Genomic DNA, 16,795 nt, shown 5'->3' with positions numbered 1-16,795 from the left:
GGCGTAAATGCCTTCAAAGTTGTCGCTTGCGACAATCGTCGTCCGGCCGCTGCCGAGCTAAGCCTCTTTCCGCGAACGCTCTGGACGACGCCGCACGTGACCGGAGAAGCCGGCCTAAATTACTGACAGAACGCGATTTCCGTCAATGATCGGCTTCCATCTGGCTTGGCGTAAACGGCATCAAAATTGTCGTTTCCGCCTGGCTCGGCGCGGATTGCGGCGTCGGTTCGTTCGCACCAACCCTCGACCAAACAGGAGAACAGTCATGAAAGTCTTCGCGATCGGATCGGCCACCAAGCCCATCACCGACGAGCAGCGGAAGGAGATCATGCCGAAGGAAGTCCCCGACACGCTGCGGCTCTACCTCGACGGCAAGATCGAGCAATTCTGGTTTCGCGACGACAAGCCCGGCGTGGTGTTTCTGATGAACGTCGACTCGGTCGATCAGGCCAAGTCGACCATCAACGCGCTGCCGCTCGCGGCCGGCGGCATTCTCGCCTTCGAGATGATTCCGGTCGGCCCGCTCAAGCCGCTTGGCCTGCTGCTTCAGGGCAGGTGAGCGGCGCGGGTATCAGCGGCGTCGGCACTGCGCTCCCTCTCCCGCTCGCGGGAGAGGGCTGGCGTGAGGGTTCGCTCCGCGAGCGATATCGTGGAGAGAGCCCCACGCAACTAGCGTACCGGCTCCTTGATCTCTTCTTCCGTCGTGACCGCTTGCGACGGCCCTGTTGCGCGCACCATCAGGAACGTCCCCGAGAACCTTGTGCCGCGAATGCTCCAGCGGCCGTCGATTTCGGTCGCATCGGCATTGACCGCACCTTCATAGTGGACGGTGTTGTAGCCGTAGCCCGGCGGCTCGTAGCGTTTGACGAACGTAACAGCGCTGCCGGAGCGCTGGCCCGCAAGCGAGGCATTGTGCGTGCTGATCGGACAGCCCGGCATCACGCAGGGTTCGGTCACGCTGCCGCCGAGCGCGCCGCCGGCGTCGATCAGCGTCGCCAGGAACGTGACCATGCCGCTCGGCTGAACATAGCTGCCGTCCCAGACGCCGGTGAGATTGTCGGTCATGTCGCTTGCCCGGATTGCGCTCGGTGAAATTGCAGTGATCGATGTGGTGCATGCAGCGCCTCAACGCAAGTCGTGCCCGATCGCGCGGTTGCTTGCAGGTGCAAAAGGGTCTGTAATCCGCTCAAACAGATCAAGAAGAATTCGGGAGCGGACATGACAGGAGAGGCGAAAACCCACTTTGAGGTGATCGTGGTCGGCGCCGGCGTCGCGGGCATCTACCAGATCAAGCGGCTGGCCGATCTCAGCATCGACGCCACCGTGCTCGAAGCCGCGCCCGATCTCGGCGGCACCTGGTACTGGAACCGCTATCCGGGCTGCCGCTTCGATTCCGAGAGCTACACCTATGGCTTCTCATTCTCGCGCGAGCTGCTCGACGAGTGGCACTGGAAGGAGCGCTTCTCCGGCCAGCCCGAGAATCTGCGTTACCTCAACTACGTCGCCGACAAGTTCGACCTGCGCAAGTACATGCAGTTCAATTGCAAGGTCGATATCATGCAGTTCGACGAGACGCGCGACCTCTGGCAATTGAGGATCAGTGACGGCCGCGAACTGACCTGCCGCTTCGTGGTGCTCGCGATCGGGCTGTTGTCGGCGCCGACCATGCCGCGCGTGCCTGGCATCGATGACTTCAAGGGCCGCTCGTTCCACACCTATTACTGGCCGCACGAGCCCGTCGATCTCGCCGGCAAGAAGGTCGCGGTGATCGGCACCGGCGCGACCGGCATCCAGCTGATCGGCGAGATCGCCGACAAGGTCGGCGAGCTCACGGTGTTCCAGCGCCGGCCGAACTGGAGCGCGCCGCTCAACAACTCTGCGATCTCCGTTGACGAGATGGCCGAGATCCGCGGCCGCTATGACGAGATTTTTGCTGCCTGCGCGTTGACGCCGGGCAGTTTTGTCCATGGCCCCGACAAGCGCGGCTTCTACGAGGTGAGCCGCGAGGAGCGGCTCAAGCTGTGGGACAAGCTCTACGACGAGCCCGGCTTCGGCATCTGGCTCGCGAACTTCCGCGAGATCTTCATGGACGAAGCCGCCAATGCGGAGCTCTCGGAATATATCGCGGGCCGCATCCGCCAGCGCGTGAACGATCCTGATGTCGCCGAGAAGCTGATCCCGCGGGATCACGGCTTCGGCGTGCAGCGCCTGCCGCTGGAGACCCGATATTTCGAGGCGTACAATCGCGACAATGTGCAGCTCGTCGATCTCTCCGAAACGCCGCTGGTGCGCGTCACCGAAAAAGGCCTCCGCACCGCGGCGCGCGACTACGATTTCGACATCATCGTCTACGCCACCGGCTTCGACGCCATCACCGGCGCCTACGACCTGATCGATATCAGGGGCATCGGCGGCGAGAGCCTTGCCGACAAGTGGAAGCACGCGCCGTCGACCTTCCTCGGCATGCTCGTGCACGGCTTCCCGAACCTGTTGATGCCGACCGGCCCGCAAAGCGCCTCCGCGTCGACCAACTTCCCGCGCGGCATCGAGAACGGCGTCAACTGGTGCACCAACCTGCTGCAATACATGTGGGACCGCGGCCTGACCCGCGCCGACGCGACCCTGGAAGCGCAGCAGCGCTGGACCGCGCATGTCGTCAAGATGTACGAGATCATGCTGATGCGCAAAGCCAAGTCGTGGTTCACCGGCTACAACTCCAACGTCGCCGGCCACGAGGAGGGGACGGTCCGCTACTTCGTCTACAACGGCGGCACGCCGAAGTTTTTGGGGATCATCAACGGGGTTGCGGAGAAAGGGTATCAGGAGATTGCGTTTGGTGCGGGGGCGCGGGGCGGTGTGCAAGCAGCTGTCGGGGCGACGGCGTAGGATTCAGGAATAGTCCGGTAGCCCGCATGAGCGTAGCGATATGCGGGACAGGTAAACCCCGGATATCGCTTCGCTCATCCGGGCTACTTGCTCAAGCCGTCGCCGCCGAATGTCACATCGAGCAGCGAACATACGGCGTCTCGATGGGCACCGGTGCCTTGGAGCTGAGTATGATCTTGTTCTCTCCGGAGAGTGTTATGTCGAATGACACGTCCGAAACCGCGACGCCGTCCGAGCACGCCGCAATCACGCGAACATTCTGCCCGTCATCATGCAGCGATTTGACGGTGCATTTTTGAAACGTGCCGGTGATTTGCTTGCCCTGGACGATCAAGCCTCCCGCGTTGAGATCGGCATCTTTCTTGAACGCGAGCTTGTTGTTCTCCTTGGTGAAGACCTGGTTGCAGGCCGAGGCGTCGATCGTCCAGGCTCCGCTCAAATCCGCAGCCTGTGTCGAGGCCGCTTGCGCAACGAGAAGCACGAATAGCACGGCGTTGAAGGTTCTCATGAAACTCTCCAATCAAATTGTCATTGGGCTACTGGACTCTCTGCGAAACGAACGTGGAATGGCGCTCAATCGTCTATTTGAGAAGAGCCATGATAACATGTCCGGCGCGGCTTTCATCGCTTTTTGAGCATCGTAGCATACGATGAGATGAAGGGTTTTCGTTGATCCAGGTCAATGGTTCTCCGGGGCTCTTGGGCCGGTCGCTGTCGTGATCGGGCCATCTGGACACGCGCGATGGATTGAGTGAGTGCTCCAGAAGCAAAAGGCCGGGCTTTCACCCGGCCTTTCGTTTTCGATGGATGCCCAGGTTTTGCCTGGGCATGACGAGCGCGAGGGTTAAAAGACCCTGTTGCTCTCCTTTACCTTGTCCGCGTCGAGATACACGTTCTCACCCATCTCCTTGAACTTGGCGCTCATCTGCGCCATGCCCTGCTCCTTGTCGTTGAGCGTCGCGGCGTAGTCGCGGACGTCCTGGGTGATCTTCATCGAGCAGAATTTCGGGCCGCACATCGAGCAGAAATGCGCGACCTTGTGGGCTTCCTTCGGCAGGGTCTCGTCGTGGAAGTTCTTCGCGGTGTCGGGATCGAGGCCGAGGTTGAACTGGTCCTCCCAGCGGAAATCGAACCGGGCACGGCTGAGCGCATCGTCGCGCAGCTGCGCGGCGGGGTGGCCCTTGGCCAGATCAGAGGCGTGGGCCGCGATCTTGTAGGTGATGACGCCGGTCTTGACGTCGTTGCGGTCGGGCAGGCCGAGATGCTCCTTCGGCGTGACGTAGCATAGCATCGCGCAGCCGAACCAGCCGATCATCGCCGCGCCAATGCCCGAGGTGATGTGGTCGTAGCCCGGCGCGATGTCGGTCGTCAGCGGCCCGAGGGTGTAGAACGGCGCCTCGCCGCATTCCTTGAGCTGCTTGTCCATGTTGATCTTGATCTTGTGCATCGGCACGTGGCCGGGGCCCTCGATCATGACCTGGCAGCCCTTGTCCCACGCGATCTTCGTCAACTCGCCGAGCGTCTCGAGCTCCGCGAACTGCGCGCGGTCGTTGGCGTCGGCGATCGAACCCGGGCGCAGACCGTCGCCGAGCGAGAACGAGACGTCATACTTGCGCATCAGATCGCAGATCTCGTCGAAATGCGTGTACAGAAAACTCTCCTTGTGATGCGCGAGGCACCACTTCGCCATGATCGAGCCGCCGCGCGACACGATGCCGGTGACGCGGTTGGCGGTGAGGTGGATGTAAGGGAGGCGCACGCCGGCGTGGATCGTGAAATAGTCGACGCCCTGTTCGCACTGCTCGATCAGTGTGTCCTTGTAGAGCTCCCAGGTCAGCTTGACGGGATCGCCGTCGCACTTCTCCAGCGCCTGGTAGATCGGCACGGTGCCGATCGGCACCGGCGAGTTGCGCAGGATCCATTCGCGGGTGGTGTGGATGTTGCGCCCCGTCGAGAGGTCCATCACGGTGTCGGCGCCCCAGCGGATCGCCCACACCATCTTGTCGACCTCTTCTTCCACTGATGAGGTCACCGCCGAATTGCCGATATTGGCGTTGATCTTGGTCAGGAAGTTGCGGCCGATGATCATCGGCTCGAGCTCGGCATGGTTGATGTTGGAGGGAATGATGGCGCGACCGCGTGCGATCTCGTCGCGGACGAATTCCGACGTGATGAAGGCGGGTACCGCAGCGCCGAAGCTCTCGCCGTCGGCGAGCGCGGCCTCGGCGCGCTCGAGCTGTCGCTTGCGGCCGAGATTCTCGCGCTCGGCGACGTAGATCATCTCCTTGGTGATGATGCCGGCGCGGGCGAACTCGAGCTGCGTGATCTTGTGGCCGTCGAGGCCGCGCAGCGGCCTGTGGTGCGCGGTGAACGCCTTGGCGGCGTGCGAGGCGCCGACATTGCCGTTGTCCTCCGGCTTGATGGTGCGGCCCTCATATTCCTCGACGCCGCCGCGCTCCTTGACCCAGGCGAGGCGATTGCGCGGCAGGCCGGCGTTGACGTCGATCGTCACGTTCGGGTCGGTGTAAGGGCCCGAGGTGTCGTAGACCGGCAGATTCGGCTCGCCGGCGCCCTCCGACAGCATGATCTCGCGCAGCGGCACGCGCAGATCGGACGCGGCCTCCGGCGTCGCAAAGATCTTGCGTGAGGCGGGCAGCGCGCCGGTGGTGACGGCGGGACGGGTGGTGTCGGGATTGGAGCGGATGTTCATGAGGGATCCTCCTTAATCTTGTCGTCATTCCGGACGGTCCGTTAGGACCGATCCGGAATCTCGAGGTGGTGGCGCGAGATTCCGGGTTCACGCTTCGCGTGCCCCGGAATGACGCTGGTGAGAGTTACGTGCATCACGCGGCCTCCGCGCTGAGGCCGAGCCATTGTCTGACCCGCGCGTCTGGGTCGGGGTTCTGGGTGACGTCACTGACGACGGCGATCGAATCGGCGCCGGCGGCGAAGATCTCGGCCGCATGCTCGAACTTGATGCCGCCGATCGCGACAAGGGGGATCCCGCCGATCCGCTTCTTCCACTCGGTGATCTTCGGAATGCCCTGCGGCTCGAACCGCATCGATTTGAGCGTGGTGAAGAAGATCGGGCCGAGCGCGACATAGTCGGGCTTGGCGGCGAGCGCGGTGGCGAGCTCGGCGTCGTCATGGGTGGAGATGCCGAGCGTCAAGTTCGCTTTGCGGATCTCGCCGAGGTCGGCCTCGGCGAGGTCTTCCTGCCCGAGATGCAAATGCTCGGCGCCGGCGACGATCGCCGCGCGCCAATAGTCGTTGACCACGAGCTTGGTCGGCGTGCCCTTGGTCACTGCGAGCGCATCGCTGACGATCTGCAGCGCCCCGGCATCGTCGAGCTCCTTGGCGCGCAGCTGGATGGTGCCGACGCCGAGTTTTGTCAGTCGCTCGACCCATTTGATGCTGTCGACGACGGGATAGAAGGGATCAGGATACGGCATGCCAGAACGGGGTCCCAACGACAGGGGTGGACGGGGAGGCGAAGTCGCGGGCTTCCATCAGCCCGGCTTCGTAAGCGGTGCGGCCGGCCTCGACGCCGAGGCGGAAGGCATTGGCCATCGCAACGGGATCGGCGGCTTTGGCCACGGCGGTGTTGAGCAGAACGGCGTCATAGCCGAGCTCGAGCGCCTCGGCGGCATGCGACGGCGCGCCGAGCCCGGCGTCGATCACCAGCGTGATGTCGGGCAGGCGGTCGCGCAACAGCTTCAGCGCGTCGCGGTTGGTGATGCCCTTGGCGCTGCCGATCGGTGCTGCCCACGGCATCACCACCTTGCAGCCGGCGTCGACCAGCCGCGAGGCGACCGAGAAATCCTCGGTGCAATATGGGAAGACTTCAAAACCGTCCTTGATCAGGATGCCGGCCGCCTCGACCAGGCCGACCACGTCGGGCTGCAGCGTGTCGTTGTCGGCGATCACCTCGAGCTTGATCCACGGCGTGCCGAACAATTCGCGCGCGAGCTTGGCGGTGGTCACCGCTTCCCTCACGCTGCGGCAGCCCGCGGTGTTCGGCAGCACGGTGACGCCGAGCTCGCGGATCAGCGACCAGAACGCATCGCCCGTCTTGCCGCCCGCCGCTTCGCGCCGCAGCGACACCGTAACGATGCTGGCGCCGGAGGCGCGGATCGCGTTCTGCATGATCGCAGGCGAGGGATACAGCGCCGTGCCGATCAGCAGGCGTGACGGGAAGGATTTGCCGTAGAAGGTGACCATGTGTCTCCTCAAACTATGCCGTCGTCCCGGCGAAAGCCGGGACCCATAACCACGACCGGAAATTGTCGGATGGGACGTCTCCCCGCGTGCTTCACTGAAGGGCCGCTGAGTATGGGTCCCGGCTTTCGCCGGGACGACGTGGGGAGGGAGCTTGCGAATAAGCTCACATCACCCTCCCTGCCGCGGCGTGATGATCTCGATCTCGTCGCCGGCTTTCAGCGCGGTGTCGGCCCAGCGGCTCTTCGGCACCACGTCGTAGTTCAGCGCGATCGCGAAATGCGTGCCCTCGTAGTCGAGCTCGGCCAGCAGCGCATCGACGCTGGAGGCCGCGATCTCCCGCTGCTCGCCGTTGACGATCACGCGCATTGCATCACCTCATTGTCGATTTCGCCGCGCGCGAGGTAGGCGAGCGTCAGCTCGGCCAGCGCCGGCGCCAGCAGAAAGCCATGACGGTAGAGTCCGTTCACCGTGATGCGTTCCTGCTCGATCCTGATTTTCGGGAGATTGTCGGGAAATGCAGGGCGCAGGCCGGCGCCGAATTCGACGATGCGCGCCTCGGCGAATGCCGGATGCACGACATAGGCGGCCCCTAACAGCTCCAGCGCCGAGCGCACGCTGACGCCGTTGTCCTCGGCCTCGATCGAGGTCGCGCCCAGCATGAAGCGGCCGTCGCCGCGCGGGATCACGTAAAGCGGCCAGCGCGGATGGATCAGCCGCACCGGGCGCGCCAGCTCGATCTCGGAGGTCTCGATGATGATCATCTCGCCCTTGACGCCGCGCAAGCTCGCCTCGCGGTCGCGCGCGGCAAGGCCGCGGCAGTCGATCACGACGCCGTCGAGATCGGTTGCCTCGGCGTCGCTGCCGAACTTGATGGCGCCGCCGGCCTTGGCGATCGCGGCATGCAGCCGCGGCAGCACGCGGCGCGGCTCGACATGGCCCTCGTCGGGATAGAACAGGGCGTCACGGAAACGGCCCTCGAGCGACGGCTCGAGCGCGCGAACGCCCTCGGCGTCGATCCGGCGATGGCCGGTGGTGAGGCGGGCAAAGCGCTCGAAATCGGCGCGGTCGCGCGGATGCGCCACCACCAGCGAGCCGTTGAACGGGGTTTCCGGAACATGCTGCCGCCACAGCTCGAGCGAGCGGATGCCGAGCCGGGAGATCACCGGCTCGGAGGCCTCCGCCTCGCACCAGGGCGCCAGCATCCCGCCGGCCCAGTGGCTTGTGGATTCCGTCATCGCGGCGTCACTGCGCTCATGCAGGGTGACGGCACGTCCGGCCTCTGCGAGCAAGAGCGCATGCCAGGCGCCAGCTATGCCTGCGCCGATGATGGAAACGGGGGAATCCCCCCGCGGTCTTGACGTCTGATACATCCCTGTCCCTTCGCCGGCATGACCCGGATCAGGTTCAAAGGGTCACCGCGGTCCCGGACTATTCGCCTACTGGCTAGTCCAAGCTTGCGGTATCTCAGCTCCTCCTTCGGAGCACCCCTCGGAACGCCCCTAATGTAGGCGGATGGGCTCGTGTGTCAACTTGTATGCCAGACACGTTTGACAGGCGGTGTCGAGGATGGCCGGCACGCGTCGTGGGGCTGCGCGGACGCGATCGGTGCTATTTTTCGGCCTGTTCCGGCTTCGGCTCGGCGGTATCGGCCGTCATTTGCTCCGACTTGGCGAATTCCTTCGGCGGTGCACCCGCGCCGCCATGCTTCGCTTCCTTCAGGTGATCCCCGCGCTGGCGCTTTGCGACGTAGTAATACCCGCCCGCGAAATAACGCACGGCTCGATCGTGATTGCCATCGGCGGCGCGATAGGCGCCGGCGAGGTACTTGATGCCGTATTTGAGGTTGGTCTGGGGATCGCGCAGACCCTCGGCGGTACCGGTGTAGCCGAGGCCGCGTGCAGTGCCGAGCTTGATTTGCATCAGCCCGATCGCGCCGCCGCGTCCGATCAGCTGCGGATGGTACTTGCTCTCGCGCACGATGACGCGATGCACCAGCTCTTCCGGTACGAGGTTGGCCTGGGCCTCGGCCGCCACCATCGCCTCATATTGCGCGCGCGATTGCGCCTGCGCGCTCGCGCAGGACGCCAGCACCGCGATTGCGGCAAGGCAGCCAAGGGCTTGTACGGTCTTCATCTCAATCGCTCGGGCTTTCAGATGCGCGTCGGTTCTGCGGTCTCATTGGTACGGCGAGCGGGCAGGAATGTGGCAAAACCTTCGCATCAGCGAACGTTAATGCATCCGTGATTGTCCGGTCATGGGGTGAAGGGACGACGCGATTGCAAGACGGATGCTTCAAATTGTTTGCTTCAATCGTCTCAGCCAAAAATTGTCTTGGCCTGCAATTTCCTTCTAATTTTTCTGACTAATTTTGCCGCACGCTCCACAGCAGTTTGTCGTGCAAACGAATCAATGAAGGTCTAGACTTCATCCACGACAGAGTGCGCGATCGTTCAGTCAGCAGCTCTGTCCAAGCACGCAAGAAACAACATTCGGGAGATGCGCCATGGTCCGTCAGGACACCGGCTATATGCCTCGCGAAAATCCCTGCGCGCAATGCGGCAAGCCGATCGCCCGCCCTGATTGGGTGGAGCACAGCGAAGGCCGCTCCTCGTTCCTGTGGAATTGCCGCGCCTGCAATTACCGCTTCGAGGCCGTCGCGATCTACGAGGAAGCGGAGCTCATTACGCCGCTCGCCGCCTGACGTCTCCTCATCGCATCAGCTTCGCCTGATCAGGCCGCGGATTTCTGCCGCTGCAATTGCTGTTGCCGCGCCGGCAATTCGATCCGGACCACGAGTCCGTGCGGCTTGCGATCGTGCAGCGACAGCGTGCCGGCATGCGCGAGCACGATGGCGTTGGCGATCGACAGACCAAGGCCGAAGCCTTCGGCCTCATCCATGTTGCGCGCCTGGTCGCCGCGCACGAACGGCTCCAGCACGCTCGCCTTGTGCGCATCCGAGATGCCGGGCCCGTCATCCTCGATATCGACGACGAGGCGGTCGGGCTTGACGTCGAGGCGGACGGCAACTTCGCCGCCGAACCGCACGGCATTCTCCACCAGATTGGTGATGCAGCGATGCAGGTCGGCCGGCCGCGCGGTCGCCATCGCGTGCTGCGGGCCCGTGTAACTGACCTTGTGTCCCATGTCGGCGAACTGATCGGTGACGAGGTGCAGCGTGCTCGCGATGTCGACCAGCGTCATCTCCTCGAGCTTGCGGTCGTTGCGCAGGAACGACAGCACCGATTCCAGCATCGAGCGCATCTGGTCGAGGTCGCGCAGCATGCGGTGGCGGTGGGTCTCGTCCTCGATGAATTCGGCGCGCAGCCGCATCCGCGTGATCGGCGTGCGCAGGTCATGGCTGATCGCGGCCAGCATCTTGGTGCGATCGTCGATCAATGCGGTGATGCGCTCGCGCATCCGGTTCAGCGCCCGGGCCAGCGAACGAATCTCCTCCGGACCGCGCTCGGGCAGCGGCGCGGCGGCGCCGTTCAGGCTGAAGGTCTCGGCGGCCTTGACGAAGGACGACAGCGGCGCGGTCAGCGCCCATGCCGCCCACAGGCCGAGCAGGGTGACGCTGATGACGGCGAACAGCACCGTCATCATCCACGGTCCACCCCAGAACGGCCGCATGTGCTGATCCGGCGTCAGGTTGGCGGCGAACATGGCGCCGTCGGGCAGGCGGATCGCGACGCGGCGAATTTCGCCGTCATGCGGCGTGCCGCCAGCCTCGCGCGGCAGCAGGAAGATGCGATAGCCGGCGCCGAGCCGGCGCAGCGCGTGCAGGCTCGGCGTGTCGGTTTCGGTGAGCGCGCCGGCATCGGCCGGCAGGTCGCCGATCGCAAGTTGCGGGAAGGCACGGGCGACGTCGGCCACGAGCCGCGGCCGCTCCGACGCCGGGGCATGCCCGAGCAGCTGCGCGGCGGCGGCGAGCTGGGTGTGCCAGCGGTCCGAAGGCTCCACCCGATCAGGGCGATGGATCAGGAAGGTGGCGGTGATGATCAAATGCAGCGCGACGATCGAAACGACGACCAGCGCCGCCATCTGGGCGCCGATCCCCCGCAGACTCAGCACGCGCAGCAGCTTCATGGTCAATTGTTCGTGGCGGCAACCGCCTCCACCCTCGGCGTGAACACATAGCCGCCGGAACGCACCGTCTTGATCATGGTGGCTTCCTGCGGATCGGGCTCGATCTTGCGGCGGATGCGGCTGACCAGCACGTCGATCGAACGTTCGAACGAGCCGGCGCTGCGGCCCTGGGTCAGGTCGAGCAGGCTGTCGCGCGACAGCACGCGGCCGGGCCGCTCGCAGAAGGTGCGCAGCAGGTCGAACTCGGCGCTGGTCATGGCGACGCGTGCGCCTTCGGGGTTGCGCAGCTCACGCAGGCGGATGTCGATACGCCAGCCGAGGAAGGTCAGCGTGGTCGCGCCCTCGATCGCGCTGGCGTTGCGCGCGGCGGCCTGCCGGCGCAGCACTGCGTTGATCCGCGCCAGCAGCTCGCGCGGGTTGAACGGCTTTGCCAGGTAATCGTCGGCGCCCATCTCGAGGCCGAGGATGCGGTCGACGTCCTCGCCGCGCGCGGTCAGCATGATGATCGGCGTCTGCGATTCCGCCCGCACCTTGCGGCACAGGCTGAGGCCGTCCTCGCCGGGCAGCATGACGTCGAGCACCAAGAGATCCACGCGGTGGTCGGTCATCGCCTTGGCCATCTCGCGGCCGTCGGAGGCGGTCGTGACATGACAAGAATTGGTACGGAGATATTTTGCGATAAGGGACCGCGTCTCGCGGTCGTCCTCGACGACAAGGATATTGGGCGCAGCCTGGGTCATACCGATCTTTTGTCCGTGATTCGGGGAAAGCGGCTCAGGAATTTTGTTTCAGTATGTGTCTGAAATCTTGCCCGGCTATTCGGGTTAACAGGTCGGCCGCAGGGAGAAAAGTTATCGTTCTGTCATCAATCCTATGCCCTGAAATGCGGGCAGAACCCTCTCGGGACAGCGCATCGGCCCCTGGTCGTCGTTATGGCGGCCGGAGAAAGGGAAGGGCGGCTGTCATATCCGGGGGCGGAACCCGTTACCCCGGCGACGCGTTATTTCCCTTTCGGGTCAAGGAGGGTGAGATGGCTGTCGAGGTCGAGACCAGGCCGCATCAGCTCATTGCAAGCGACCGGGTCGAGGGGACGGCGGTGCGCCGGGCCAATGGCGACATGATCGGCCATATCGAGCGGCTGATGATCGACAAGATCTCCGGCAAGGTATCGTACGCGGTGTTGAGCTTCGGTGGCTTCCTGGGCATTGGAACCAATTTGATCCCGCTGCCCTGGGGCCGGCTGCACTACAACCCGAAGTTCGAGGCCTATGAGCTCGACATCGAGGACGAGGAGCTGAAGCGCGCGCCGTCGTTCCGTGCCGACAAGGATTTCGATTGGGGCGATCGCTCGCAGGAAGTCGAGCTGCATCGCTTCTACGGCGTGCCGCCCTATTGGGGCGGCTTCTGATCGCGCGGCAACATGTGCGCATGACGACGCTCGCCGATCGATGATGCGGTCGCCGGGACGAGCGCGCGGCTTGTGCAGCGCGGTTCGCCGGGACGACTTAGTGAGCCAAACATCGTCACATCATGGACTGCGCGTCCGGCGCAGTCGTGAGGCTCAACCGCAAGCTTGGTTGAGAGATCACGATACCTTTCGTCAAGCGGCGCAGCGTTTCCGTGCGCTGAAAGGTCCTCACCCTGTTCCTCGGCATTTAAGCGGCTTTTGAGCGCAGGTCCGTTAGGAACGGTTGCGAAGATGACGGGTTTTCCCAGCATCGATTTTGCGAGAGGAGAGCCATCAATGTTGGTCAAATCCATCATCGCCGGCCTCGCCGGCACCGCGCTGCTTGCAACCGTCGCCGTTGCGCAGACGCCAACCGATAAGGGCGACAAGATGTCTCCTGCGGCGTCGACGTCAGCCACGTCAGCCACGTCGCCGGATTCGTTCAAGGGCAACTGGCGCGCGTCGAAGGTCGTCGGCCTCAGCGTGTACAACGATGCCAATGAAAGCGTCGGCTCGATCAATGATCTGCTGATGGAGAAGGGCGGCGCCATGAAGGCGGTCGTGATCGGCGTCGGCGGCTTCCTTGGCGTCGGCGAGCACCTGGTCGCGGTCCCGATCGACAAGGTGAAGTTCGTGAACGAGCCGATCGCCTATACCGGCGCCTCGAACACCGGCAGCACAAGCAAGTCGACGACCACCACCACGGGCGCGGCGCCTGCGGCGGCGACGTCGAAGCCGAATCCCTGGTATCCGGATCATGCCGTGTTCAATGCGAGCAAGGATGAGCTGAAGGCGATGCCGGAATTCAAGTATTCGATCGACTAACGCATCGCGTCACCTGCAAGAGAAGAGCGCGTCCGGTTGCTGCCGGGCGCGCTTTTTTTCTGGCCGGATGGATAAAATTTGGGAAGAGTGTAGGGAGTAGGTCAGGCGATCCAATTCGGACAGCGCGTTGCAATCATCATCAACCCTTACGTGATCATTCGTCAAATGGCTGAAGAACCTGATGAATGACAAGGAGCGCGATGGCGGCGATCCCGCGGTAGCCCGGATTCGCGGCCGCTACCCGCAATACACGCGGCGCCGGTTGGCAGGCTTTGCGGAGCGGCTGCAACAGAAGGTTCATGCCGGCCGCGTGCCGGTCACCTCGCTCGCGCTTGCCGGTCCCACCGAGCGGATCAGCCTCGAGGACGCGCTCAAGCTCGATTATCGGCCGGTCCCATTGGGCGAGACGCTGGGACCGCTATGGGCGACTTATTGGGTGCAGGTCGTGGCCGAGGTGCCGCAGGCCTGGGCCGGCTCGCGCGTGGATCTGTATTGGGACAGCCGCTCGGAAGCGCTGCTTTGGCTCAACGGACGTTCCTCGCAGGGTCTCAATCCCGGCCGCCACATAGCGCCGCTCGTTCAGTCGGCGAGCGGCGGGGAGACGATCAGCATCCATGTGGAGGTGGCCTGCAACGGCCTGTTCGGTGCGTTCTGGAGCGATCCGCAGGCCTACGCGCTGGTCGCCTGCGAGCTGCGCCGCTTCGATCCCGAAGCTACGGCATTCTATTTCGACTACGAGGTGCTGCGCCAGCTCGAGGCTGACCGCGACCCCACGACAAAGTCGAGGTCATACGGAGCTGTCGGAGAGACGGCGCAGCCGGCGCTGGATCGGACCTGGGCGGGGCGCCTGCTGCACGATCTCAACCGCATCTGCAACATCACCGATCCCGACGATCGCGCGACCTGGCCGGCGGCGCGGGCGATCCTCGATGGCCTGCTCGCGGCACGAAATGGCAGCATCACCCACGAGATGTCGGCGATCGGCCACGCCCATCTCGACACGGCATGGCTGTGGCCGCTGGCGGAAACCCGGCGCAAGGCGCAACGCAGCTTTTCCACGGCGGTGGCGCTGATGGAGCGCTATCCCCATTTCAAGTTCGCCTGCTCGCAGGCCTATCAGTATGCCGTCATCGAGCAGAATGACCCTGACCTGTTCGCCCGAATTCGCGCCAAGGCCGCCGCCGGCCAATGGATTCCGGTCGGCGGCAGCTGGATCGAGCCGGACTGCAATCTGCCGTGGGGCGAGTCGATCTGCCGTCAGTTCCTCTACGGTCAGCGCTATTTCGAGCGAACGTTCGGCGCGCGCTCCAGCGTGTTCTGGAATCCCGACGTGTTCGGCTACGACGCCCAGCTGCCGCAGCTGATGCAGTCGGCGGGGATGTCGCGCTTCCTGACCCAGAAGCTGTCGTGGAACAAGTTCACCTCACCGCCGCATCACAGCTTCCATTGGCGCGGACTGGACGGCAGCACGGTGCTGGCGCATTTCCCACCCGGCGGACACCTACAACGGATCGGCGCAGGTCGCGGAGCTCCGCTATCACGCCGCCAATTACAAGGACGCCGACCGTTCGTCCGACGCACTCTATCTGTTCGGCTATGGCGACGGCGGCGGCGGTGCCGACGAGACGATGCTGGAGACGTTGCAGCGCGCAAGGGACTTGCAGGGGCTGCCGCGAATCCAGATTCGCTCCGTCGACGAGTTCTTCGACCGCCTGGCGATATCAGCGCCGGATCTGGCGACGATCGAGGGCGAGCTCTATCTCGAATATCATCGCGGCACCTACACCACGCAGGCCGAGACCAAGCGCCTCAACCGCGCTTGCGAGGCCGGCCTTCAGGCACTCGAATTCGTGACCACTGTCGCGGCTGCCTGCCGGCAACCGGCACCGTCAGCACAGGAGATCGAAGCGCTGTGGCGCACGCTGCTGGTCAACCAGTTTCACGACATCATTCCCGGCAGCAGCATCCGCGAGGTCTATGAACGTGCGGAGGTCGAACTCGCTGGCGTGGCGGAGGAGGCCGGGCGTCGCACGCAAGCCGTGCTGGCGACGCTGTGCGATCCCGAAGACGGCAATTGGACACCCGTCAACACGCTGGGCTGCGCGCGTGCCGAGGTCGCGTCCGACCCCGACGGCGAGCTTCGTCACATCGTCGCCGCGCCGTTTGCGGCGGGTGAAACGACGACGACCGACGATCGCGTTGTGGTCGCCGCCGATCTGGACGGCTTCGTGCTGTCGAACGCGCGGCTCGAAGCGCGCATTGATCGCAGCGGGCTCGTTTGGTCGCTGCTGCATGTTGCGACCGGCCGCGAGACCTTCGCATCACCGGCAGCCCGGCTGCTGCTGCTCGATGACCGGCCGCTCGATTTCGAGGCATGGGATATCGATCCGTTCGCGCTGGAGACCGCGCGCGAGGTGACAGAGGAGGTGAGCTGCGCCGTGCTGTCGGATGGCGGACTGCGCGGCGAGGTCCGTTTCGAGCGCGGGCTCGGACGCGCAAGCCGGCTCACGCAGGTGATCCGCCTCGATGCCGGCGCCGATCATCTCGAATTCGAAACCACGGTCGATTGGCAGGAGCGCAAGACGGCGCTGAAGGTCATGTTCCCCGTCGCCTGCCGTGCATCGAACGCAACCTATGAAACCATGTTCGGCGCAACCGAGCGGCCGACGCATGCCAACACGGATGCCGACGCGGCCAAGTACGAGGTGCCCGGGCATCGCTGGGCCGATCTCGCCGAGCCGGATTTCGGCGTGTCGCTGTTCAGCGACCGCCGTCACGGCTATTCGGCGTTCGGCAATCAGCTCGCGTTGACGCTGCTGCGCGGCTCCGAATTGCCTGATCCGCAGGCCGATATCGGGCGGCACCGGATGCGCTATGCGATCTATCCCCACCACGGCGACTGGCGCAGCGCGGACACGGTCGGGCGCGCCTTGCGGTTCGAGCGTCCGGTGCTGTGGACGAAGGGAAAACCGCACGCGCCGTTGCGACACTCGCTCCTGACCGCGTCCCCGGCCAACGTGATCGTCGATACGATCAAGCCCGCCGAGGATGGAGACGGCTGGGTGGTGCGGCTGTACGAGAGCGCAGGCATCCGCACCGCCGTGACTCTCGATTTCGGCGTCGACATCGCGTCGGTGTGGATGAGCAACACCCTGGAAGACCGCATCGAGACCCTGCCGACCGAGGATCGGGGATGCCGCCTGGCGCTGCGTCCATTCCAGATCGCAACGCTGCGGGTCTGCCAGGCGTAGTGATTGCAGTGACTTTCGCCCCGGCTTGCGCGGAGAGACCGGATCGCATCGCCAGATGCGATCCGGTGTGGCGTAGCCG

Annotated in this window: 17 protein-coding genes, 1 pseudogene and 1 riboswitch; of the genes and pseudogenes, 7 read left to right on the top strand and 11 right to left on the bottom strand. The window is 64.3% G+C overall.

The annotated features are described in order from the left end of the window. Window positions 1–265: 265 nt before the first annotated feature. Window positions 266–559, top strand: coding sequence for a hypothetical protein (locus ACVIHF_RS24525; protein ID WP_310883018.1), 294 nt, complete (start codon window positions 266–268; stop codon window positions 557–559). 110 nt (window positions 560–669) lie between these two features. Here ACVIHF_RS24525 and ACVIHF_RS24520 read toward each other — a convergent pair whose 3' ends face one another. Then, complete coding sequence (locus ACVIHF_RS24520; RefSeq protein WP_310883019.1) at window positions 670–1,065, bottom strand: hypothetical protein; 396 nt, start codon at window positions 1,063–1,065, stop codon at window positions 670–672. Window positions 1,066–1,218: 153 nt separating this feature from the next. On the opposite strand from ACVIHF_RS24520, the gene ACVIHF_RS24515 reads away from it, so the two are divergent. After that, on the top strand, window positions 1,219–2,886 hold the full coding sequence (locus tag ACVIHF_RS24515; RefSeq protein WP_310883020.1) for a flavin-containing monooxygenase: 1,668 nt from the start codon (window positions 1,219–1,221) through the stop codon (window positions 2,884–2,886). Between the two features lie 112 nt (window positions 2,887–2,998). Here ACVIHF_RS24515 and ACVIHF_RS24510 read toward each other — a convergent pair whose 3' ends face one another. From ACVIHF_RS24510 to ACVIHF_RS24480, 7 genes are all read right to left on the bottom strand, one after another. After that, on the bottom strand, window positions 2,999–3,394 hold the full coding sequence (locus ACVIHF_RS24510; RefSeq protein ID WP_057014948.1) for a hypothetical protein: 396 nt from the start codon (window positions 3,392–3,394) through the stop codon (window positions 2,999–3,001). A gap of 336 nt (window positions 3,395–3,730) precedes the next feature. After that, window positions 3,731–5,596: a phosphomethylpyrimidine synthase ThiC gene (gene thiC / locus ACVIHF_RS24505; RefSeq protein WP_310883021.1), complete on the bottom strand. Its 1,866-nt coding sequence runs from the start codon at window positions 5,594–5,596 to the stop codon at window positions 3,731–3,733. Between the two features lie 133 nt (window positions 5,597–5,729). After that, window positions 5,730–6,338 (bottom strand): thiamine phosphate synthase, encoded by a 609-nt coding sequence (gene thiE, locus ACVIHF_RS24500; RefSeq protein WP_057014950.1) that lies wholly within the window; start codon window positions 6,336–6,338, stop codon window positions 5,730–5,732. Beyond that, the gene (locus ACVIHF_RS24495) at window positions 6,325–7,107 is read right to left on the bottom strand and encodes a thiazole synthase (RefSeq protein ID WP_310883022.1); all 783 of its coding nucleotides are present in this window, start codon (window positions 7,105–7,107) and stop codon (window positions 6,325–6,327) included. The genes thiE and ACVIHF_RS24495 overlap by 14 nt, the downstream gene beginning before the upstream one ends. Window positions 7,108–7,275: 168 nt before the next feature. Continuing rightward, window positions 7,276–7,473, bottom strand: a complete 198-nt coding sequence (gene thiS / locus ACVIHF_RS24490) for a sulfur carrier protein ThiS (protein ID WP_057014951.1) — start codon at window positions 7,471–7,473, stop codon at window positions 7,276–7,278. After that, entirely contained in the window at window positions 7,464–8,477 is a 1,014-nt protein-coding gene (locus tag ACVIHF_RS24485; RefSeq protein WP_310883023.1) for an FAD-dependent oxidoreductase, read from the bottom strand. Before ACVIHF_RS24485 ends, thiS begins: the two co-directional genes overlap by 10 nt. Then, window positions 8,465–8,606, bottom strand: a riboswitch (TPP riboswitch). It overlaps the preceding gene by 13 nt. 109 nt (window positions 8,607–8,715) lie before the next feature. After that, the gene (locus ACVIHF_RS24480; protein WP_310883024.1) at window positions 8,716–9,240 is read right to left on the bottom strand and encodes a lytic transglycosylase domain-containing protein; all 525 of its coding nucleotides are present in this window, start codon (window positions 9,238–9,240) and stop codon (window positions 8,716–8,718) included. Between the two features lie 370 nt (window positions 9,241–9,610). Between ACVIHF_RS24480 and ACVIHF_RS24475 the strand changes: the two genes are divergently transcribed. After that, a complete protein-coding gene (locus ACVIHF_RS24475) occupies window positions 9,611–9,808 on the top strand; it encodes a hypothetical protein (protein ID WP_456792668.1) in 198 nt (65 codons plus the stop codon). 29 nt (window positions 9,809–9,837) lie between these two features. On the opposite strand, the gene ACVIHF_RS24470 is transcribed toward ACVIHF_RS24475, so the two are convergent. Together ACVIHF_RS24470 and ACVIHF_RS24465 are read right to left on the bottom strand one after the other, a co-directional pair. Beyond that, a complete protein-coding gene (locus ACVIHF_RS24470; protein WP_310883025.1) occupies window positions 9,838–11,193 on the bottom strand; it encodes an ATP-binding protein in 1,356 nt (451 codons plus the stop codon). A 2-nt stretch (window positions 11,194–11,195) separates the two neighbouring features. Further along, on the bottom strand, window positions 11,196–11,933 hold the full coding sequence (locus ACVIHF_RS24465) for a response regulator (RefSeq protein WP_018273044.1): 738 nt from the start codon (window positions 11,931–11,933) through the stop codon (window positions 11,196–11,198). A 290-nt stretch (window positions 11,934–12,223) separates the two neighbouring features. Here ACVIHF_RS24465 and ACVIHF_RS24460 point away from each other — a divergent pair, with 290 nt between their 5' ends. Next, on the top strand, window positions 12,224–12,601 hold the full coding sequence (locus tag ACVIHF_RS24460; protein WP_028344225.1) for a PRC-barrel domain-containing protein: 378 nt from the start codon (window positions 12,224–12,226) through the stop codon (window positions 12,599–12,601). Here ACVIHF_RS24460 and ACVIHF_RS24455 read toward each other — a convergent pair. After that, window positions 12,583–12,957, bottom strand: coding sequence for a hypothetical protein (locus tag ACVIHF_RS24455; RefSeq protein ID WP_310883026.1), 375 nt, complete (start codon window positions 12,955–12,957; stop codon window positions 12,583–12,585). The genes ACVIHF_RS24460 and ACVIHF_RS24455 overlap by 19 nt on opposite strands. Here ACVIHF_RS24455 and ACVIHF_RS24450 point away from each other — a divergent pair. From ACVIHF_RS24450 to ACVIHF_RS24440, 3 genes and pseudogenes are all read left to right on the top strand, one after another. Next, window positions 12,938–13,465 (top strand): PRC-barrel domain-containing protein, encoded by a 528-nt coding sequence (locus tag ACVIHF_RS24450; protein WP_225164377.1) that lies wholly within the window; start codon window positions 12,938–12,940, stop codon window positions 13,463–13,465. The two genes, ACVIHF_RS24455 and ACVIHF_RS24450, sit on opposite strands and share 20 nt — an antisense overlap. A 181-nt stretch (window positions 13,466–13,646) precedes the next feature. Further along, a pseudogene (locus ACVIHF_RS24445) lies at window positions 13,647–14,951 on the top strand (glycoside hydrolase family 38 N-terminal domain-containing protein); the annotation flags it as partial. Further along, entirely contained in the window at window positions 14,899–16,716 is a 1,818-nt protein-coding gene (locus ACVIHF_RS24440; RefSeq protein ID WP_456794118.1) for an alpha-mannosidase, read from the top strand. The pseudogene ACVIHF_RS24445 and the gene ACVIHF_RS24440, both read left to right, overlap by 53 nt. Window positions 16,717–16,795 lie beyond the last annotated feature (79 nt).

The sequence above is a fragment of the Bradyrhizobium sp. USDA 4506 genome (genome assembly GCF_054058795.1).
This window is presented reverse-complemented; position numbering and strand designations above follow the sequence as displayed.